This is a genomic window from Streptomyces sp. NPDC021080, from assembly GCF_044333225.1.
Lineage (GTDB): Bacteria > Actinomycetota > Actinomycetes > Streptomycetales > Streptomycetaceae > Streptomyces.
On record NZ_JBIRQM010000006.1, the window covers coordinates 396,375 to 416,086 of the forward strand.

The 19,712-nt window shown below is 70.7% G+C and carries 19 protein-coding genes; 11 read left to right on the plus strand and 8 right to left on the minus strand.

The genetic code is table 11. The annotated features are described in order from the left end of the window. Positions 1 to 54: 54 nt before the first annotated feature. Entirely contained in the window at positions 55 to 1,287 is a 1,233-nt protein-coding gene (locus ACH4S8_RS17570; RefSeq protein ID WP_398394746.1) for a DUF4190 domain-containing protein, read from the minus strand. A gap of 182 nt (positions 1,288 to 1,469) precedes the next feature. Here ACH4S8_RS17570 and ACH4S8_RS17575 point away from each other — a divergent pair, with 182 nt between their 5' ends. After that, positions 1,470 to 2,576 carry a threonine synthase gene (locus ACH4S8_RS17575; protein WP_398394748.1) on the plus strand — a complete coding sequence of 369 codons (1,107 nt, stop codon included), beginning with the start codon at positions 1,470 to 1,472 and terminating at the stop codon, positions 2,574 to 2,576. Between the two features lie 14 nt (positions 2,577 to 2,590). Here the strand turns inward: ACH4S8_RS17575 and ACH4S8_RS17580 are convergent, their stop codons facing one another. Next, positions 2,591 to 4,750, minus strand: a complete 2,160-nt coding sequence (locus tag ACH4S8_RS17580) for a DEAD/DEAH box helicase (RefSeq protein ID WP_398394750.1) — start codon at positions 4,748 to 4,750, stop codon at positions 2,591 to 2,593. Between the two features lie 141 nt (positions 4,751 to 4,891). Between ACH4S8_RS17580 and ACH4S8_RS17585 the strand changes: the two genes are divergently transcribed. Together ACH4S8_RS17585 and ACH4S8_RS17590 are read left to right on the plus strand one after the other, a co-directional pair. Then, the gene (locus tag ACH4S8_RS17585; RefSeq protein ID WP_398394752.1) at positions 4,892 to 5,143 is read left to right on the plus strand and encodes a hypothetical protein; all 252 of its coding nucleotides are present in this window, start codon (positions 4,892 to 4,894) and stop codon (positions 5,141 to 5,143) included. Continuing rightward, positions 5,143 to 5,535, plus strand: coding sequence for a DNA-binding protein (locus ACH4S8_RS17590; protein WP_398394754.1), 393 nt, complete (start codon positions 5,143 to 5,145; stop codon positions 5,533 to 5,535). Before ACH4S8_RS17585 ends, ACH4S8_RS17590 begins: the two co-directional genes overlap by 1 nt. Before the next feature lie 128 nt (positions 5,536 to 5,663). Here ACH4S8_RS17590 and ychF read toward each other — a convergent pair whose 3' ends face one another. Beyond that, the gene (gene ychF, locus ACH4S8_RS17595) at positions 5,664 to 6,752 is read right to left on the minus strand and encodes a redox-regulated ATPase YchF (RefSeq protein WP_339131224.1); all 1,089 of its coding nucleotides are present in this window, start codon (positions 6,750 to 6,752) and stop codon (positions 5,664 to 5,666) included. A 196-nt stretch (positions 6,753 to 6,948) separates the two neighbouring features. Here ychF and ACH4S8_RS17600 point away from each other — a divergent pair, with 196 nt between their 5' ends. Continuing rightward, the gene (locus ACH4S8_RS17600) at positions 6,949 to 7,530 is read left to right on the plus strand and encodes a DUF6542 domain-containing protein (RefSeq protein ID WP_398394757.1); all 582 of its coding nucleotides are present in this window, start codon (positions 6,949 to 6,951) and stop codon (positions 7,528 to 7,530) included. Positions 7,531 to 7,559: 29 nt separating this feature from the next. Here ACH4S8_RS17600 and ppgK read toward each other — a convergent pair whose 3' ends face one another. Continuing rightward, complete coding sequence (gene ppgK, locus ACH4S8_RS17605) at positions 7,560 to 8,309, minus strand: polyphosphate--glucose phosphotransferase (RefSeq protein ID WP_398394759.1); 750 nt, start codon at positions 8,307 to 8,309, stop codon at positions 7,560 to 7,562. Between the two features lie 29 nt (positions 8,310 to 8,338). After that, on the minus strand, positions 8,339 to 9,352 hold the full coding sequence (locus ACH4S8_RS17610; protein WP_398394762.1) for a 4-hydroxy-3-methylbut-2-enyl diphosphate reductase: 1,014 nt from the start codon (positions 9,350 to 9,352) through the stop codon (positions 8,339 to 8,341). Positions 9,353 to 9,460: 108 nt separating this feature from the next. Here ACH4S8_RS17610 and xseA point away from each other — a divergent pair, with 108 nt between their 5' ends. The 3 genes from xseA to ACH4S8_RS17625 all read left to right on the plus strand — a co-directional run bounded on the left by xseA (position 9,461) and on the right by ACH4S8_RS17625 (position 11,778). Then, positions 9,461 to 10,669, plus strand: coding sequence for an exodeoxyribonuclease VII large subunit (xseA, locus tag ACH4S8_RS17615; RefSeq protein ID WP_398394764.1), 1,209 nt, complete (start codon positions 9,461 to 9,463; stop codon positions 10,667 to 10,669). Positions 10,670 to 10,678: 9 nt separating this feature from the next. Next, positions 10,679 to 10,921, plus strand: a complete 243-nt coding sequence (locus tag ACH4S8_RS17620; protein ID WP_398394766.1) for an exodeoxyribonuclease VII small subunit — start codon at positions 10,679 to 10,681, stop codon at positions 10,919 to 10,921. Between the two features lie 266 nt (positions 10,922 to 11,187). Further along, positions 11,188 to 11,778, plus strand: a complete 591-nt coding sequence (locus ACH4S8_RS17625; RefSeq protein WP_398394768.1) for a malonic semialdehyde reductase — start codon at positions 11,188 to 11,190, stop codon at positions 11,776 to 11,778. 113 nt (positions 11,779 to 11,891) lie between these two features. On the opposite strand, the gene ACH4S8_RS17630 is transcribed toward ACH4S8_RS17625, so the two are convergent. Continuing rightward, entirely contained in the window at positions 11,892 to 12,410 is a 519-nt protein-coding gene (locus tag ACH4S8_RS17630) for a DUF4245 domain-containing protein (protein WP_398394770.1), read from the minus strand. Positions 12,411 to 12,536: 126 nt separating this feature from the next. On the opposite strand from ACH4S8_RS17630, the gene glpX reads away from it, so the two are divergent. Beyond that, positions 12,537 to 13,568, plus strand: coding sequence for a class II fructose-bisphosphatase (glpX, locus tag ACH4S8_RS17635; RefSeq protein ID WP_037620652.1), 1,032 nt, complete (start codon positions 12,537 to 12,539; stop codon positions 13,566 to 13,568). A gap of 164 nt (positions 13,569 to 13,732) precedes the next feature. Here glpX and ACH4S8_RS17640 read toward each other — a convergent pair whose 3' ends face one another. Together ACH4S8_RS17640 and ACH4S8_RS17645 are read right to left on the minus strand one after the other, a co-directional pair. Then, positions 13,733 to 14,104, minus strand: a complete 372-nt coding sequence (locus ACH4S8_RS17640; RefSeq protein WP_351858983.1) for a WhiB family transcriptional regulator — start codon at positions 14,102 to 14,104, stop codon at positions 13,733 to 13,735. 197 nt (positions 14,105 to 14,301) lie between these two features. Continuing rightward, positions 14,302 to 15,030 (minus strand): DUF1707 domain-containing protein, encoded by a 729-nt coding sequence (locus ACH4S8_RS17645; RefSeq protein WP_398394773.1) that lies wholly within the window; start codon positions 15,028 to 15,030, stop codon positions 14,302 to 14,304. A 269-nt stretch (positions 15,031 to 15,299) separates the two neighbouring features. Between ACH4S8_RS17645 and ACH4S8_RS17650 the strand changes: the two genes are divergently transcribed. From ACH4S8_RS17650 to ACH4S8_RS17660, 3 genes are all read left to right on the plus strand, one after another. Beyond that, entirely contained in the window at positions 15,300 to 16,967 is a 1,668-nt protein-coding gene (locus ACH4S8_RS17650; protein ID WP_398394775.1) for a fumarate hydratase, read from the plus strand. Positions 16,968 to 17,203: 236 nt separating this feature from the next. Then, positions 17,204 to 18,607: a class II fumarate hydratase gene (locus ACH4S8_RS17655; protein WP_398394777.1), complete on the plus strand. Its 1,404-nt coding sequence runs from the start codon at positions 17,204 to 17,206 to the stop codon at positions 18,605 to 18,607. 115 nt (positions 18,608 to 18,722) lie between these two features. Further along, positions 18,723 to 19,415, plus strand: coding sequence for a DUF402 domain-containing protein (locus ACH4S8_RS17660; protein ID WP_398394779.1), 693 nt, complete (start codon positions 18,723 to 18,725; stop codon positions 19,413 to 19,415). Positions 19,416 to 19,712: the final 297 nt, after the last annotated feature.

Consider the following 19,712-nt stretch of genomic DNA (forward strand, 5'->3'; position numbering starts at 1 on the left):
ACAGATGTCCGCTGAGGGCATTACGCAGGCACTTTCTCCCCATTGTGGCTGCCGTCACACCTCGATTCGAGAGCCGTCTTCGCCGGCGCTACCGGTACCCCCTCCGGTGTCGTCCTTCGGCGGGGTGGTGGCGAGCCCCAGAGCCTTGCGGGTGGTGACCGTCTTCCTCGGGTCGATGAGCTTCAGGGCCTTCTCGTAGTGCGCGTAGAAGGTGTCCGCGTCCGGCGCGGCCGCCGCCTTCACCCATTCCTTCCGGGAGCGGTCGAGGGCCTTCACCAGGACCGCGACCCGCTCGCTCGCGGCGGGGGCGAACGTGTGGCCGCGGAGCCGGGCGGCCTGCTGCGCGAGCGCGCCCGAGACCCTGGTCGCCCACTTCTTGTGGCCCGGCAGGTCGTCCTCGACGTACTCCTCCTCGGGGGCCGATTCCATCGCCCTGTTGAGGATCCGCGCCGCCTCCAGATAGGCGAGCTGGTCCGCGTCGAGCGTGGTGGAGTCGTTGCGCAGCGAGCCGGTCAGGGTGCCGTCCTCGTCGGTGTTCCCGAACATGCAGGTGATCTCGCGGTCACCCATGCCCCAGCTCTGCCGGGTCGGCGTGAAGTAGTAGACGTCGACGTCGTCCGGGACGGCCCAGCCGTCCATCGCGTACGTGTCCGTGAGGGTGTAGCACATGTCCCCGGCCTCGGCGGAGACCGCGGAGTCGCCCGGGTAGGAACCGCCGTGCGCCCTCGCCTCGGCGAACACCTCGCCGTCGTGCTCCCCCGCGCACGGCACGACGTCGACGTCGTAGGCGATGCCCTCCAGGGGGGTGTCGTTCGGCTCGTCGAAGCACTGGCCCTTGTGCAGGGAGAACGTGCTGCCGCTGCCGCCCGCCCCCTCCTCGAAGCCGTCCCAGAAGTCGCGCGCTCCCCCGGTGGCGACCATGAGCGCGAGCAGCAGGACACCGATCGACGACATCACCATGCCGGCCACCGCCATGCCCTTGCCGCGCTCGCCCCGCTTCCTGATCTGGACGAGCGCCACGATCCCGAGCACCAGCCCGACGGCCGGCAGGAAACAGAGGATGCCGAGGACCAGCGCCGCGATGGCGAGCCCGTTGAAGGGAACGGGCCGGTTGTACGGGGAGTAGCCCTGCCCCCAGGGCTGGTACGGGCCCGCGTAGGGGGACTGCTGGTAGGGGCCCTGCGGCGAGGGTCCCTGGGGGTACGGAGCGTGCGGATACGGCGGCGTCCCCGGCGGCGGGTACTGCCCCTCGGGCTGCTGCGGGCCGGGCGGCGGGGGTATGGCCACGGTTTCCCTTGCTCCTCATCCATTCGCGACGGAACGCGCGTACGACTGCCGGACGGCTGCGCGCATCGTAAGCGCGGCACGGACGGGGTCGTAACAGGGGCGTCGCCGGAACCCGCGGGACACCGGCGGCTCCGGGGCCTTCGCCGCGTTCCGTCTCCCGGCGCCGCGTCTAACCTGCACCCATGACTGCACTGCCGGACTGCTTCTGCCCGACGGACGGCACGCGGGTCCCCGCCGGCTCGCTCGCCTGGTGCTGCCCGGTCTGCGGCGGCCCGCTCGACCTGGACTTCGCGCCGACGCCGGCCCCCCTCGCCTCCCTCACCGGCCGGGTGAACTCGATGTGGCGGTACGCCGAGTGCCTGCCGCTGGCCGCGCCCACGGTCAGCCTCGGCGAGGGCCGCACCCCCCTGGTCCCGCTGCGCGAGGGCGTCCTCGCCAAGCTCGACTTCCTGATGCCGACGCTGTCGTTCAAGGACCGCGGGGCCGTGCTGCTGGCCGAGCTGGCGCTGCGGCTCGGGCCCCGGCAGGTGATCGCGGACAGCAGCGGCAACGCGGGCACGGCCGTCGCCGCGTACTGCGCGCGGGCCGGACTGCCCTGCACCGTCTACGTCCCCGAGGGCACCTCGGCGAAGAAGCTGGAGCAGATCGAGGCGCACGGGGCCCGGCTGCGGGTGGTCGAGGGCGACCGCGAGGCGACGGCACGCGCGGCGCGCGAGGCGGCCGGCGAGGACGGCGTGTTCTACGCCTCGCACGTCTTCAACCCGTACTTCCTGCACGGCACGAAGACGTACGTCCACGAGCTCTGGGAGGACCTCGGCGGACGACTGCCGGACGTCGTCGTGCTGCCGGTCGGCAACGGCACCCTGCTCCTCGGCGCCGCCCTCGCCGTGGCCGAACTGCACGCGGCGGGGCTGATCGACAGGAGGCCCGCGCTGTACGCCGTCCAGGCCGCCGCGGTCGCCCCGCTGGCCCGTGCCTGGTCCGAGGGGGCCGACGATCTCGTCGGGGTCACCCCCATGGCGCCCACGTCCGCCGAGGGCATCGCGATCGCGCACCCGCTGCGGGCCCGCCGGATCCTGAACGCGGTGCGCTCCTCCGGCGGCGCCTTCCTGACGGTGACGGAGGATCAGATCCGCCACGCCCAGAGGGATCTCGCGGGGCGCGGGCTGTACGTCGAGTCCACCGGGGTGGCCTGTTGGGCGGCCGTCCGTGAGGGAGCCCTCGGCACACGGGAGGCCGTGGTGCCGCTGTGCGGGGCGGGAGCGAAGACGGGGATGGCGCGGGCCTGACGCCCTGTGCGGCCTCACACGGTCATGCCCAGGCGCGCCTGCTCCTCCTCGACGATCTGGCGTGCCAGCTCGGTGTCCGACACGTCGACCGCGTCCGGGGTGGCTTCCGCCACGACGCTGCGGCGGGCGTAGGCATCGAACAGGCGGGTCTTGGCCTCCAGCACCTTCACCATGCGTTCGTCCACGCCCCCGATAGCGAGGAGACGGTACACGCGAACCGGTCTGACCTGTCCCATACGGTGGGCCCGGGCCACCGCCTGATGTTCGATGGTCGGTTTGATCTGGGGTTCGCAGATGACGACGACGGAGGCTGCCTGCATGTTGAGGCCGATGCCGGCCGCCTGGATCTGCGCCAGGAGCACCGCGGGGCCCGGGACGCCGGCGAACTCGTCGACGATCCGCTGCCGCCGCCCGGCCGGGACGCTTCCGGTGAGCGGACCGAACAGCGGTGTGCGGTCGGCGGTTCCCGCCGCGAGTTCCTCCTTCACCACACTCAGTACGTCCTTGAAGTTGGAGAAGACCACCGTCTTCTGCCCGTTCTGGGCGGCCTCCCGAACGATCTCCCGGAGCCGGTCCAGCTTGGCCGACTTCTCGGGACGCATGTACGCGGCCCTGCGCATCGCCATGAAGTTGCCCGCGCGCACAGCTTCCCGGTAAGCCTCCTCGTCCGACGCGCTCAGCTCCTCCCACTCGTCGGTGCGCTGAAGACTGGGGAGTTCCGTCAGCACGTCCTCCTGGTTGCGCCGCAGGTAGACGGGGGCGACGGCCTTGCGGAAGGCGACCGATCCGGCCGGCGCATCCCGTTCGCCGAGGGAGTCCGCGACATCACCGTCGAGCATGCGCACCAGGTCGCGAAACTCCACGACCCTGTTCTCCATCGGGGTTCCGGTCATGAAGAGGGCACGCCCGCAACGCTCGGTCCACAGGGCGACCGCCTGGGACCGCTTGGCCCGGGGGTTCTTCACGAAGTGCGCTTCGTCGACGACGAGCAGTGCGACCTCCCCATCGCCCGGTGCGGGGAAACCGCGCAGCGCGTCGAACGTGGTCACCGCGACCCCGCCCCGCTCCTTCCACTCGGCCAACGCGTAGTGCCGATCGGGGCCGTGGAGCACCATGACGCGCAGGGCGCTGCGGGCCTCGATCTCCCGTGTCCAGTTCACGAGGACGCTCGCCGGGCAGACGACCATGAAGTGGCTCTGTCCCCCGGAGGCCAGGTGTGCCAGCACGGCGATCGCCTGGATGGTCTTCCCGAGGCCCATCTCGTCGCCGAGTATCACCTTGCGCTGCACGATCGCGAACCGCGCGCCGAAGGCCTGGTAACCGCGCAGGGAGACCCGCCGGTGCGTGTCGTCGAGGTGTTGGGTCCGTACCCGCTCGGCAATCTCGTCCGGCAGGAAGCCCTCCGCGGCAGCCACGTCCGGCAGCCGCCGGGAGAGTTCGGCGAGCAGGCTGTAGTACTCGGCGGAGCGGAGTTCGAAGTCCACCCAAGCCGCGATGTCGGACGAAGGCCCCCGGAGCAGGTCCACCGATGCCTGGGCGAGCAGCCCGGGCAGGCCCGCCTGCTCCGCCTCGTCCACCAGCGACCGGATTTCGGTGACCGCCGCCAACGCGCGAGCCTTCTTCTCCTGGCCCGCCAGAAGCATCCGGATCCGTCCGGCGGCGGGCCTGGCGGCGACGAACAACGGACCCAGTCGTTCCGACACGACGGCGGCCTTGTCGACCGCACGTCGAGCGTCCGGGCCGGCCTCCACCAGTACGTGCAGGGCCATGACGAGCGCGGTGGTGCTCGGCTCCGGCCGGTCCACGTCGATGTGGACGGCCACGGTCTCGTGCACAGCCTCGGAGAGCCGGCGGGCGGCGGCGAGCATCTGGTCGACGGTGCGCTGCCCGACACCGGAAATCTGCCGCAACCGGTAGGGGCCTGCGTCGAGAACACTGCCCAATGTGCGCAGTCCGCTCTTCTCGACGCTGCTCAGCCGCAGCCGCCCTTCGGTGACGTCTTGCAGTCGGGCGACAGGGATGGCGTCGAGTTCCCGCTTCACCGCTGCGTCGTGGATCGGCTTCAGTGCCGCCCGTACCGCCTCCACCGCCCTTCCGTGGTCACCGGCCACCGCCTGCGCCGCCTCGTACAGTCGCACTCCCCTCGCGACCGTGTCCCGCTCTCCACGCCCCACGCTTCCCGCCCCTCTCCGGCCCTCCCCGCATCCTTCCACCGCCCGCACCGGACCCCGGCGGACGTTCGCGGCGCCCTGCGGATCGATCGAACCTCGCGGGAGCCGCCCCCCAGACTTACGACCGCCGGTAGGATCGGCACCATGAGTGGTAGCAGGAAGTATTCGATCAGCCTGCCCGAGGATCTTGCCGAAGCCGTACGCGCCCACGTCGGGCCCGGCGGTTTCTCCGCCTACGTCGCCGAGGCTCTCGAACAGCGGGTCGCCATGGACAAGCTGCGGGAGATCGTCGCCGACTTCGAGACCGACAACGAAGAACTCACCCGCGAAGAGATCGAGGCCGCCCGCGCGCTGCTGCGCCACGACCACCGACAAACCGGCGGGGCCGCCGCCTGATGCCCGGCACCCTGCTGCTCGACAGCGAAGGGCTCTCGAAGCTCTACCGCAAGGACCGCACCGTCGTGGCTCTGGTCCAGGCCGCGTCGGAGGAGGGTGTCCGCGTCGCCACCAGCGCCATGACCACTCTTGAGGCCGACCACGAGCGCATCCACCCGGCCCGCATCAAGTGGGTCCTCTCCCGCGTCGACGTTCACGACGTCACCAGGGAGATCGCCGGCCAGGCCGCCACCCTCCTTCGCACCCATCACCTTCACGGCCACGAGTACGCCATCGATGCTGCTCTCGCCGCCATCGCCCGCACTGCACACCGGCCGGTCACCGTCCTCACCTCCGACCCCGAGGACCTGACACTCCTGTGCGGCCCTTCCGTGGAGGTCGTCAAGGTCTGAGGCCATCCCGCCGCCGCGCCTGCCCGGCCGAGCGTTGCCACCGCAACACGGGGCCGACGACCCCCTGCGGACAGACACCTGTGCCCGACCCGCCGGCAAGCAGGTCGGGCACAGGTGTTGACATGCCGTCAGACGTTGAAGCGGAACTCCACCACGTCGCCGTCCTGCATGACGTACTCCTTGCCCTCCATGCGGGCCTTGCCCTTGGCGCGGGCCTCGGCGACCGAGCCGGTCTCGACCAGGTCGGCGAAGGAGATGACCTCGGCCTTGATGAAGCCCTTCTGGAAGTCCGTGTGGATCACGCCGGCCGCCTCGGGGGCCGTCGCGCCCTTCTTGATCGTCCAGGCGCGGGATTCCTTGGGGCCGGCCGTCAGGTAGGTCTGCAGGCCGAGGGTGTTGAAGCCGACGCGGGCCAGCGTGGCGAGGCCGGGCTCCTCCGCGCCCACCGACTCCAGGAGCTCCAGGGCGTCCTCCTCGTCGAGCTCGGCGAGGTCCTGCTCGAGCTTGGCGTTGAGGAAGATCGCCTCGGCGGGGGCGACCAGGGCGCGCTGCTCGGCCTTGAAGTCGTCGTCGACCAGCTCGTCCTCGTCCACGTTGAAGACGTACAGGAACGGCTTGGTGGTGAGCAGGTGCAGGTCGTGCAGCAGCTCCTCGTTGCCGGAGCCCTGGACGATGCCCGCGGAGAACAGGGTGTCGCCCTTCTCCAGGATCTCCTTGGCCGCCTCGACCGCCGCGACCTTGGGCGCGATGTCCTTCTTGATGCGCGACTCCTTCTGGAGGCGCGGCAGGACCTTCTCGATCGTCTGGAGGTCGGCGAGGATCAGCTCGGTGTTGATCGTCTCGATGTCGTCCTTGGGCGAGACCTTGCCGTCGACGTGCACGACGTTCTCGTCCTTGAACGCACGGATGACCTGGCAGATCGCGTCCGACTCGCGGATGTTCGCGAGGAACTTGTTGCCCAGGCCCTCGCCCTCGCTGGCGCCGCGCACGATGCCGGCGATGTCCACGAAGTCGACGGTCGCCGGGAGGATCTTCTGCGAGGAGAAGATCTCGGCCAGCTTGGTCAGACGGGGGTCGGGGACACCGACCACGCCGACGTTCGGCTCGATCGTGGCGAACGGGTAGTTGGCCGCGAGCACGTCGTTCTTGGTCAGGGCGTTGAACAGGGTCGACTTGCCGACGTTGGGCAGACCGACGATTCCGATCGTGAGCGACACGTTGCGACTTCCCGTACGAGAGGTGGGCGAGGGGCCCTCCAGAAGAGCGGGCCGATCCACCAGTCTACGGCGTGCCCCGGCCCCCGCCCGCGATGTATCGAACGCATGGCCAAGGTCGCTCCACGGCCTCGACTTCGGCCGGTCTCCGGCGTGTCCCATGAGCCATTCCACACATAAAACGACCTAAGTTGGTCCAGTGGAGCAACACAGGACGCGTCCCCCTCAGTACAGATCGCGACGCGGGGCACCCGTTCCGGCTCAGGCCAGGCGGGCCGCGGACGACGGTGTCCGGCGGGACGGCACGGCGGCGCGGCGGCCCGCGCCCGCGGGTGTCCGGCAGACACGCCGGACCTCGCGCCCCCGGCTGACCGGGCTCGGCGGCGGCCTGTTCTGCGGCGCGTCGATGTTCGCGCTGGCCTGCCTCGACGCCCTGCTGTTCAGCGGGTCGGCGACGGTGTACGGGGTGCTGTTCCTGCCGGTGTGCGTGCTGACCGGACTGTGGGTGCGGCCCGGCGACCTGGTGACCGCGCCCGTGGTCGCACCGATCGCCTTCGCCTGCGGTCTGCCGCCGATCGCCGACGACGGCGGAGGCGGCGTCGGCGGCCACCTCATGGGCCTGGTCACCGCCCTCGCCCTGCAGGCGGGCTGGCTGTACGGGGGAACGCTGGCCGCGGTCCTCGTCGTGGTCTTCCGCAGGATCCGTCTGACGAACCGCCGCCGGGCGGACCGGCGGCGGGACCGGGCGCGCGGCCTGCCGTCCGACCGACAGGCCCGCTGACCCGCCGACCGTCGCGGACGGTCTCGTCGCTAGCGGTTGACCTGCGCCGCCCGCATCGCCGCGCCCACGATCCCGGCGTTGTTCTGGAGCTGCGCGGGGACGATCTCCGCCTTGACGCCCTTGATCAGGGGCAGGAACTTGTCGGCCTTGCGGCTGACGCCGCCGCCGATGATGAAGAGCTCCGGGGAGAAGAGCATCTCGACATGGGCGAGGTACTTCGAGACGCGGCGCGACCAGTGTTCCCAGGTCAGGTCGTTGTCGTCCTTGGCCTTGGTGGAGGCCTTCTTCTCGGCGTCGTGGCCGTTCAGCTCCAGATGGCCCAGCTCGGTGTTCGGGACCAGCTCACCGTCGGTGAACAGGGCGCTGCCGATGCCGGTGCCGAAGGTGAGCAGGATGACCGTGCCCCGGCGGCCCTTGCCCGCGCCGAACTCCATCTCGGCGACACCCGCCGCGTCCGCGTCGTTCAGCACGGTCACCGGCAGACCGCCGAGCCGCTCGCCGAGCAGCGCGCCCGCGTCGGTGTCGATCCAGGACTTGTCGACATTGGCCGCCGTACGGATGGTGGAACCACCGGTCACCACACCCGGGAACGTGATGCCCACCGGGCCGGTCCAGCCGAAGTGGTCGATGACGTCCTTCACGCCGTCGGCCACCGCGTCGGGCGTCGCCGGGTGCGGGGTGAGCACCTTGCAGCGCTCCTCCGCCAGGTCCCCGCGGTCAAGGTCCACAGGGGCACCCTTGATCCCGGATCCGCCAATGTCCACACCGAAGATCTTCATGGCCCTACGTTACGTCGTACGGCTGACCGTCACTTCCCGGACGGACCGCCGGTACGTGCCTCCACCAGCGCGGCCGCCTCGGCGCGCAGGTCGCGGCGCAGCTCCTTGGGGAGCGAGAAGGTGATGGACTCCTCGGCGGCCTTGACGATCTCCACGTCCTCGAAGCCGTGCCCGGACAGGAATTCCAGGACCTGCTCGACGAGGATCTCGGGGACGGAGGCACCGGAGGTGACGCCGACCGTGCTCACACCCTCCAGCCAGGCCTCGTCGATCTCCTCGGCGAAGTCGACCAGGTGGGCGGCGCGGGCGCCGGCGAGCTTGGCGACCTCGACGAGGCGCACCGAGTTGGAGGAGTTGCGCGATCCGACCACGATGACCAGGTCGGCCTCCGCGCCCATCTGCTTCACGGCGAGCTGACGGTTCTGCGTGGCGTAGCAGATGTCGTCGCTCGGCGGGGAGATGAGCAGCGGGAACTTCTCCTTGAGGGCGTCGACCGTCTCCATGGTCTCGTCGACGGAGAGGGTGGTCTGGGAGAGCCAGACGACCCGGGAGGGGTCGCGGACCTCGACCTTGGCGACGTCCTCGGGGCCGTCGACCAGGGTGATGTGGTCGGGCGCCTCTCCGGAGGTGCCGATGACCTCTTCGTGGCCCTCGTGCCCGATGAGGAGGATGTCGAAGTCCTCGTTCGCGAAGCGGACGGCTTCCTTGTGGACCTTGGTGACCAGCGGGCACGTGGCGTCGATGGTGGCGAGCTTGCCGGCGGCGGCCTCGTCGTGGACGACGGGGGCGACGCCGTGCGCCGAGAACATGACGATGGACCCCTCGGGGACCTCCGCCGTCTGCTCGACGAAGATCGCGCCCTTCTTCTCCAGGGTCTGCACCACGTACTTGTTGTGGACGATCTCGTGACGGACGTAGATCGGAGCCCCGTACTGCTCGAGGGCCTTCTCGACGGCGATCACGGCGCGGTCCACGCCCGCGCAGTAGCCACGGGGGGCGGCGAGCAGGACACGGCGGCCGGGCGAAGCAGTCATGCCCACCATCGTAAGGCCGCGCCGGACGGGCCGAGGATCGCCTCCTCGGGGACATGGCCGCCCACCTGGGTGTACGGGCTCACGGGCGTTGTCGGTGGTGGCCACTACGCTCGGCGCATGACTCTCAACACGTCCGCGGATGCTCCGCTGCCCGTCGGCGAGGTGTCACGGCTCATCGGGGGATGGATCGACCGGCTCGGCGCGGTGTGGGTCGAGGGGCAGATCACCCAGTTGTCGCGGCGCCCCGGCGCGGGCGTCGTCTTCCTGACGCTGCGCGACCCGTCGTACGACATCTCGGTGAGCGTGACCTGCTACCGCCAGGTCTTCGACGCGGTCGCCGACGTGGTGGGCGAGGGCGCCCGGGTGGTCGTCCACGCCAAGCCCGAGTGGTACGCGCCGCGGGGACAGTTGTCCCTGCGGGCCGCCGAGATCAAGGCGGTGGGGGTGGGGGAGCTCCTGGCCCGCCTCGAACAGCTGAAGAAGTCGCTGGCGGCGGAGGGGCTGTTCGCGGCCGGGCGCAAGAAGGCGCTGCCGTTCCTGCCGCAGCTCGTCGGGCTGGTGTGCGGGCGCGCGTCGGCGGCCGAGCGGGACGTGCTGGAGAACGCGCGGCGCCGCTGGCCCGCCGTCCGCTTCGAGGTGCGCAACGTCGCCGTGCAGGGCGTCCACGCCGTACCGCAGGTGGTGCAGGCGGTGCGGGAGCTGGACGCGCTCGACGAGGTCGACGTGATCGTCGTGGCGCGCGGCGGCGGCAGCGTGGAGGACCTGCTGCCGTTCTCCGACGAGCAGCTCGTCCGGGCGGTCGCGGCCTGCCGTACGCCGGTCGTGTCGGCGATCGGGCACGAACCGGACAGCCCGCTGCTCGACCTGGTGGCCGACCTGAGAGCGTCCACGCCGACGGACGCGGCCAAGAAGGTCGTGCCGGACGTCGGCGAGGAGTACGAGCGGGTGCGGCTCCTGCGGGACCGCGCGCGGCGCTGCGTGCAGGCGTTCGTCGACCGCGAGGAGCGCGGCCTCGCGCAGGCGCTGGCCCGGCCCTCGATGGAGGATCCGTACCGGATGGTCGACGGACGGGCGGACCAGGTCTCCGCCCTCCTCGACCGGAGCCGGCGCACCCTCGGGCATCTGCTGGACCGCGCGGACTCGGAGCTGACGCACACCCGCGCGCGCGTGGTGGCCCTCTCCCCCGCCGCGACCCTCCAGCGGGGGTACGCGGTGCTGCAGCGGGGCGACGGCCATGTGGTCCGGGACCCGGCCGAGGTCGCGGCGGACGAGACGCTGCGGGCGCGGGTCGCCGAAGGTGAATTCACGGTTCGAGTCGATGCATAGGGTGGGCGCATGACCAGCAAGGTGGACGAGGCACTCGGCTACGAGCAGGCACGGGACGAGCTGATCGAGGTCGTGCGCCGCCTGGAGGCGGGCGGTACGACCCTGGAGGAGTCCCTGGCGCTCTGGGAGCGCGGCGAGGAGCTGGCCAAGGTGTGCCGGCGCTGGCTGGAGGGCGCGCGGGCCCGTCTGGACGCGGCCCTGGCCGAGGAGCCCCAGGAGCAGGAAGAGGGCAAGGACCCCGGCTCCGAGTGACGAGCGGGTGCGGCTCCGGGCAAGGACCCCGGCTCCGGGTGACGAGCGGGTGCGGCTCCGGCTCCGGGTGACGCCCTGCTTCGAGCAGTTCCAGCGGGGCCCGCGACACGGCGGGCCCCCTTTTTTCGATCTTTTTTCGATCGTTCCGTCTGTGAAGCGGATCACCACGCCCCACTTTTGATTGAATTTTAAACCTCTTCGGCGTACTGTCGTACTCGCCAACAGATCCCCCCATGGATCCACCGCACATACCGAGAAGGTTCTTCATGTCTCTCGTCCTTGACCCCACCGCTCAGGACCTGCTGTTCCGCGAGGCCCGCACCGCGAACACGTTCACCGACGAGCCGGTGACCGACGAGCAGGTCCAGGCGATCTACGACCTGGTCAAGTTCGGCCCGACCGCCTTCAACCAGTCGCCGCTGCGCATCACGCTGGTCCGCTCCCCCGAGGCCCGTGAGCGCCTGGTGCAGCACCTCGCCGAGGGCAACCGGGCGAAGACCGCCGCCGCCCCGCTGGTCGCGATCCTCTCCGCGGACAACGAGTTCCACGAGGAACTGCCGGCGCTCCTCCCCCACTTCCCCGCCGCCAAGGACATGTTCTTCTCCGAGCGCCCGGTCCGTGAGGGTTCCGCCGCGATGAACGCCGCGCTCCAGGCCGCGTACTTCATCATCGGCATCCGTGCCGCCGGCCTCGCCGCGGGCCCGATGACCGGCGCCGACCTCGCCGGTGTCCAGAAGGAGTTCCTGGACGACGACCACACCCCGCTGATGATCGTCAACATCGGCAAGCCGGGCGAGGACGCCTGGTTCCAGCGCTCCCCGCGCCTGGAGGCCGACCAGGTCATCACCACCGTCTGACCTGCGGCACCCAGGGGCCGGCACCACCGTCCGGCCCCGCACAGAGACCGAGAAGGGCCCCCGGCACACCGCGGGGGGCCCTTCTCCATGCCGTACGGGGACCCGTACAGGGACTACGAGGTCTTCAGGGCCTCCGCCATCTTCGCCAGCGAGGCGAACGAACCGGTGCCGGTCACGACCGTCGTGGAACCCTTGTCCTGCAGGACCAGGGCGTCGTAGTGGTCGCCCTCGTAGCGCTGCCAGGTCCGGTCGCCGATCTGCTGGACGGCCTTCGTCCGCCGCGCGCCCTGGCTCGCCGTGTCGATGAACACGGCCGGCCGCTGAGTGGACTGCTCGACCGCCACGTACTGACCGTCGGGAGCCTGGTATCCCAGATGCCAGGCGTCGAACTCGCTGCCGTCGTAGCGCACCGAGGTCGCCTTCCACGCCGAGGGCAGCCCTTCGGGCGCCGCCACGGGATAACTCGCCGCGCGGCGCGCCGTCAGCAGCTCGACCCGGTAGTCGACGCGCTTGAGATCGGGCTTGGAGTCGTCATGCGGGATGAAGATGTAGATGACGCCCGCCATGAGCCCGATAAGGGCCAGGGAGAGAATCATGTCCCGGATTGACTGCTTGCCTTTCATACCTGCCACGCGCCTATCGTCGCAGGTGCCCTGGCCTGCTCATCCGTGGGGCCCCCTGCTCATTTTGCAAGCCTGGCGATAGAGTCGGGGCATCACCCTCATCCGGCCGTCGTCGTATCAGAAAGGTGCGTGTCGATGACCGAGCATCATCTGCCCTCCGAACTCGAAGTCCCGTCGGAAGCCCCCGACCGCAACCTCGCCCTCGAACTCGTCCGGGTCACCGAGGCCGCCGCGATGGCCGCGGGCCGCTGGGTCGGCCGCGGCGACAAGAACGGCGCCGACGGCGCCGCCGTCCGGGCCATGCGCACCCTCGTCTCCACCGTCTCGATGAACGGCGTCGTCGTCATCGGCGAGGGGGAGAAGGACGAGGCCCCCATGCTCTTCAACGGGGAGCGCGTGGGCGACGGGACCGGTCCCGAGTGCGACATCGCCGTCGACCCGATCGACGGCACCACGCTCACCGCCAAGGGCATGACGAACGCGATCGCCGTGCTCGCCGCCGCCGACCGCGGCACCATGTTCGACCCGTCCGCGGTCTTCTACATGGACAAACTGGTCACCGGGCCGGAGGCCGCCGACTTCGTCGACATCAACGCGTCCGTGGAGGTGAACATCCGCCGGGTCGCCAAGGCCAAGCGGGTCACGCCCGAGGACGTCACGGTGGTCATCCTGGACCGGCCTCGTCACGACGGGATCATCAAGGAGATCCGGGAGACCGGCGCACGCATCAAGCTGATCTCCGACGGCGACGTCGCCGGCTCCATCCTCGCGCTGCGCGAGGGTACGGGCATCGACCTGCTGCTCGGCATCGGCGGCACGCCCGAGGGCATCATCTCGGCCTGTGCCGTGAAGTGCCTCGGCGGCACCATCCAGGGCAAGCTGTGGCCGAAGGACGACGAGGAGCGGCAGCGGGCCATAGACGCCGGGCACGACCTCGACCGCGTCCTGACCACGAACGACCTGGTCTCCGGCGAGAACGTCTTCTTCGTCGCGACCGGCATCACCGACGGCGAGCTGCTGCGCGGAGTGCGCTACCGCTCCGAGACCGCGACGACCGAGTCGATCGTGATGCGGTCCAAGTCGGGCACGGTCCGCCAGATCCGGTCGGAGCACCGGCTGAGCAAGCTGCGGGCGTACAGCGCGATCGACTTCGACCGCGCCAAGTAGGACCACCGGCCCGGCGGGCCGGGCGCCCGCGAGGCGCGAAAGGGGCGCCCCTTGTGCGGAGGGGCGCCCCTTTTTCCTGCGCGGATACGATCACAGGGCGCCCGCGTGAAGCGGGACCGGCCCTCCCCGTGGACGGGGCGGGCGGTCCGGTCGTCCGGGGTGGGTCAGCCGGCCGCGGCTATCGTGCCGTGGGCGGCCTTCTTGAGTTCCAGGTCGCGGCGGCGGCGCCGGGCGAGCACGACGCGGCGTTCGGCGGCGGTCAGGCCGCCCCAGACGCCGTACGGCTCGGGTTGCAGCAACGCGTGTTCGCGGCACTCGACCATGACCGGGCAGCGCGCACAGACGCGCTTGGCGGCCTCCTCGCGGGAGAGCCGTGAGGCGGTCGGTTCCTTGGACGGGGCGAAGAACAGGCCGGCCTCGTCACGCCTGCACACCGCCTCCGTGTGCCATGGCGCTTCCTGATCCCTGTCCCGCACGGGCGCCCGCTGGGCCGGAACGGCAGCTACCTGCAGGGACTGATGCGGCGGTTGCAGCACGGTCTACTCCTGACGACGGCTTCGCGAGCGTGCCGGGCGCCGGGGAAGTCCCGCAGCGCCCTCCAAGAGACGATGCAGCAAGCCCTACCCGCTGTGCGCGCGCCTATGCACTGCGTGCCGAAGCCCGGCCGTTCTCACGCGTGATCGATCGTCCGCCGCCGGTGCGGCCGCATCGGCCGCCCGCATATTCACAGGCGTCAACGGTCGAGGTGCTTGCGCAAACTCCGGTCCAGCCGGTCGGCCACCCGCTCGTTCACCCGGCTCGTCACCCGGTCGAGGATGTCCGCGATGAGCTTGCCGCGCTTGGGCCGCGCCTCGACGTTCCCCAGGACGGCGAGGCCGTCGATGTAGACCACGGGCGCGTCGGGGTCGCCCGAATCCAGCGTGTCCACCTCGAAGTTGCCGAGCACACCGCCGCCGCTGCCGCGCAGCGAGACGTTCTCCGGGACGAAGATCTCCACGTTGCCGAAGACCGAGATCGCCTTGATCACGACCTGCTGGTACTCGAAGATCGCCTCGCTCAGGTCGATCTCGACGTTGCCGAAGACCGAGTACGCGTGGATGCGCCGGCCCGCCCGCCAGCGGCCCTTGCGGACGGCGGAGCTGAAGACCGCCACCACGTTCTCGTCGGGCTCCACCGGGATCGCTCCCTGGGTGGGGCGGTTGGGCGCGGAGACGTACGCGGAGGCGGCACGGCCGGCGTGGGCGGCGGGCAGGTCCCGGACGAACTGGTCGAGCTCGCCCACCGTCTTGGTGGCCAGCACGCCCTCGACCCGCTCGGCGTGCTCCTCCGCGGTCAGACGCCCCTCGGCGACGGCCTCGCGCAGGATGTCGGTGATCCGGTCGCGGTCGGCGTCGGAAGCGCGCAGCTCGGCCGGCTTCGCCGCCGTGGCGGCACTCGCGTCGGGGCTCTTTTGAAGGTCCACGGCAACAGCGTACCCAAACGCGATAGATCGCGACTACCCCTCTCCCGCCACCCGCGTGAAACCCGCCCTCCGCCCGTCCTCCGCCCGCCCTCCGCCCGGGGACCGCCGGTCCGGTGTCCGAACTGAGCCTTACCTCACAGCCTCGCCGTCCGCGCCAGGTTCTACGCTGGTGGACGCTGCCGATGACGGCCGGCCTCCGGCGAGTGAGCCGAACGGGCGCGCCCGAGGCGAAGCCCCGAAAGCTGTCTGCCGAGTGAGGAATGGGCGAGATGCCTGAGTTCGCGTACACCGATCTGCTCCCCCAGGGAGAGGACACCACCCCGTACCGGCTGGTGACCTCCGAGGGTGTCTCCACCTTCGAGGCCGACGGGCGCACGTTCCTCAAGGTCGAGCCGGAGGCGCTGCGCGAGCTCGCCGCGGAGGCCATCCACGACATCCAGCACTACCTGCGCCCGGCGCACCTCGCCCAGCTGCGCCGCATCATCGACGACCCGGAGGCCTCGGCGAACGACAAGTTCGTCGCCCTGGACCTGCTGAAGAACGCGAACATCGCGGCCGCGGGCGTCCTGCCCATGTGCCAGGACACCGGCACGGCGATCGTCATGGGCAAGCGCGGACAGAACGTGCTGACCGAGGGCGGCGACGAGGCCGCCCTCTCGCGCGGCATCTACGACGCGTACAAGAACCTGAACCTGCGCTACTCGCAGATGGCCCCGCTGACCATGTGGGACGAGAAGAACACCGGCTCGAACCTGCCGGCGCAGATCGAGCTGTACGCCACCGACGGCGGTGCGTACAAGTTCCTGTTCATGGCGAAGGGCGGCGGCTCCGCCAACAAGTCGTTCCTCTACCAGGAGACGAAGGCGGTCCTCAACGAGGGCTCCATGATGAAGTTCCTGGAGGAGAAGATCCGCTCGCTGGGGACGGCCGCCTGCCCGCCGTACCACCTGGCGATCGTCGTCGGCGGCACCAGCGCCGAGTACGCGCTGAAGACCGCGAAGTACGCCTCCGCGCACTACCTGGACGAGATCCCCTCCGAGGGCTCCGAGCTCGGTCACGGCTTCCGGGACAAGGAGCTGGAGGAGAAGGTCTTCGAGCTGACCCAGAAGATCGGCATCGGCGCGCAGTTCGGCGGCAAGTACTTCTGCCACGACGTCCGCGTGGTGCGCCTGCCGCGCCACGGCGCGTCCTGCCCGGTCGCGATCGCCGTGTCCTGCTCGGCCGACCGCCAGGCCGTCGCGAAGATCACCGCCGAGGGCGTCTTCCTGGAGCAGCTCGAGACCGACCCGGCGCGCTTCCTGCCGGAGACCACGGACGAGCACCTGGACGAGGCCGGTGACGTCGTGAAGATCGACCTCAACCAGCCGATGGACGACATCCTCGCCGAGCTGACGAAGTACCCGGTCAAGACCCGTCTCTCGCTCTCCGGCCCGCTCGTCGTGGCGCGCGACATCGCGCACGCCAAGATCAAGGAGCGGCTGGACGCGGGCGAGGAGATGCCGCAGTACCTGAAGGACCACCCGGTGTACTACGCGGGCCCGGCCAAGACCCCCGAGGGCTACGCGTCCGGCTCCTTCGGCCCGACCACGGCCGGCCGCATGGACTCCTACGTCGAGCAGTTCCAGGCGGCGGGCGGCTCCAAGGTGATGCTGGCGAAGGGCAACCGCAGCAAGCAGGTCACGGACGCCTGCGCCGGCCACGGCGGCTTCTACCTCGGCTCCATCGGCGGACCGGCCGCCCGGCTCGCCCAGGACTGCATCAAGAAGGTCGAGGTCGTCGAGTACGAGGAGCTCGGCATGGAGGCCGTCTGGAAGATCGAGGTCGAGGACTTCCCGGCCTTCGTCGTCGTCGACGACAAGGGCAACGACTTCTTCCAGGACCCCGCGCCCGCCCCGACCTTCACCACGATCCCGGTGCGGGGCCCGGGACTGGCGTGACGCGGGGCCCGGAACTCGCGTAAGGCGTCACCCGTACGGCGTACCCCCTCCCGGGTGACGCCGTGCGGGTGACGCGCGCGTGACGCCGTACGGGCCGGGGGAACGGCCGCCGACAAGGCGGCCGTTCGCGTTTCACGGCCACGCGCGCGTCGCGGGCGGCCGTTCGCGCGCGGACGGTCCGTGCGGCGGGAACACCGGCGGGCTCCGGGATGCTGTCCCCCATGGAGGTGTCACCCATGACGGATGGCCTGGGCGAAGGCGCGTACCGGATCGAGCACGACTCCATGGGCGAGGTGCGGGTGCCCGCGGAGGCGAAGTGGCGGGCGCAGACGCAGCGCGCCGTGGAGAACTTCCCCGTCTCGGGGCAGCGCCTGGAGCGCGCGCACATCGAGGCCCTGGCCCGGATCAAGGGGGCCGCCGCGAAGGTGAACGGCGAGCTGGGGGTGATCGGCAAGGATGTCGCGGAGGCGGTCCAGGAGGCGGCGGCGGAGGTCGCCGAGGGGCGCTGGGACGCGCACTTCCCGGTCGACGTCTTCCAGACGGGCTCGGGCACCTCCTCCAACATGAACGCCAACGAGGTCATCGCGACGCTCGCCGGCGAGCGGCTGGGCCGGGACGTGCACCCCAACGACCACGTGAACGCCTCGCAGTCGAGCAACGACGTGTTCCCGTCCTCGATCCACATCGCGGCGACCGCGGCCGTGACCCGTGATCTCGTGCCCGCGCTGGAGCATCTCGCCGCCTCGCTGGAGCGCAAGGCGCGGGAGTTCGCCGATGTGGTGAAGTCGGGGCGCACCCATCTCATGGACGCGACGCCGGTGACGCTCGGCCAGGAGTTCGGCGGGTACGCGGCCCAGGTGCGGTACGGGGTCGAGCGGCTGGAGGCCTCGCTGCCGCGGCTGGCCGAACTGCCGCTCGGCGGCACGGCCGTGGGGACGGGGATCAACACGCCGCCCGGGTTCTCCGCCGCGGTGATCGCGGAGGTGGCGCGGACGACCGGGCTGCCGCTGACCGAGGCCCGCGACCACTTCGAGGCGCAGGGGGCGCGCGACGGGATCGTGGAGACGAGCGGGCAGCTGCGGACCATCGCCGTCGGACTGACGAAGATCGCGAACGATCTGCGGTGGATGGCCTCGGGGCCGCGCACCGGACTGGCCGAGATCGGCCTCCCGGATCTGCAGCCCGGCTCCTCGATCATGCCGGGCAAGGTGAACCCGGTGGTTCCCGAGGCGGTGCTGATGGTCGCCGCGCAGGTGACGGGCAACGACGCGACGGTCGCCGTCGCGGGCGCGGCCGGGAACTTCGAGCTCAACGTGATGCTGCCGGTGATCGCCAGGAACGTGCTGGAGTCCGTGCGGCTGCTCGCGAACGTCTCGCGGCTGCTCGCCGACCGCACGGTCGACGGGATCGTCGCGCACCGCGAGCGGGCCCGTGAGTACGCGGAGTCGTCGCCGTCGGTGGTGACGCCGCTGAACAGGTACATCGGGTACGAGGAGGCCGCCAAGGTCGCCAAGAGGGCGCTGGCGGAACGCAGGACGATCCGCGAGGTGGTGCTGGATTCGGGGTACGTGGAGCGCGGGGACCTGACCGTGGAGCAGTTGGACGAGGCGCTGGATGTCCTGCGGATGACGCACCCGTAACAGCCCGCGTCCGGAGAGAAACGCCTGATGACGGCTCCGTAACAGCAGGTCACCGTTGGCGCGAACCATGGCGGGAACCACAGCGTCGTATGCCCGGGGCACCTAATATCTGGTCATGGCAGAGGGTGGAGCGGTGAGACGAGCGGAAGCGGGCGGACGGACGGCGTTCTGGGAGCCCGGCAGCCAGATCCTGTGGCGGTACCGGGAGAACGCCGGGGAGCAGGTCCACATCTGCCGTCCGGTGACGGTCGCCCGGGACGACGCCGACCTGCTCGCGGTGTGGATGGCGCCGGGCACGGAGTGTGTGAAGCCCGTGCTCGCCGACGGGTCGCCGGTGCATGCAGAACCGCTGGAGTCGCGCTACACGAAGCCCCGCGCGGTGCGGCGCGGCCGCTGGTCCGGGACCGGGGTGCTGAAGCTGGCCCGGCCGGGCGAGGCGTGGTCGGTGTGGCTGTTCTGGGAACAGGGCTGGCGTTTCAAGAACTGGTACGTGAACCTGGAGGCTCCACTGACCCGTTGGGCGGGCGGGGTGGACTCCGAGGACCACTTCCTCGACATCTCGGTCCACCCGGACCGCAGTTGGCGCTGGCTCGACGAGGACGAATTCGCCATGGCGCAGCGGGCCGGACTGATGGATGCTCAACTGGCGGCACGGGTACGGGAAGCGGGGTGGTCGGCGGTGGAGGTGATCCGCGCCTGGGGTGCGCCGTTCTCGGACGGGTGGCAGCACTGGAGGCCGGATCCGGGCTGGCCGGTTCCTGTTCTGCCGGATGACTGGGACCGTACGCCCGCGCACGTGTCCTCATGAGACCCTTGATGCGCCCCCGTGGTACAACCGTAGGATCGTCTTCCGCAAGGGCACACGGCAGCGACAACTCCCGCAGGATGAGCCGGGCTTGACCACATGTCACCGAGGGGCGGCAGGACGTGAGCGAGGGGTACGAGGCGTACGGCGGCGTGGCCGGCCAGAGACCGGTCGCACCGCGCGGACCCGCCACGACGGCCGTACGGGCCGGGGCTTCGGTCACCGCCCCGCTGCCGGCACGGGCCGTTTTCGGCCGTCGGCGAGCCGTACCGTGCCGGGCGACGGCTGTTCGCGCCGTCG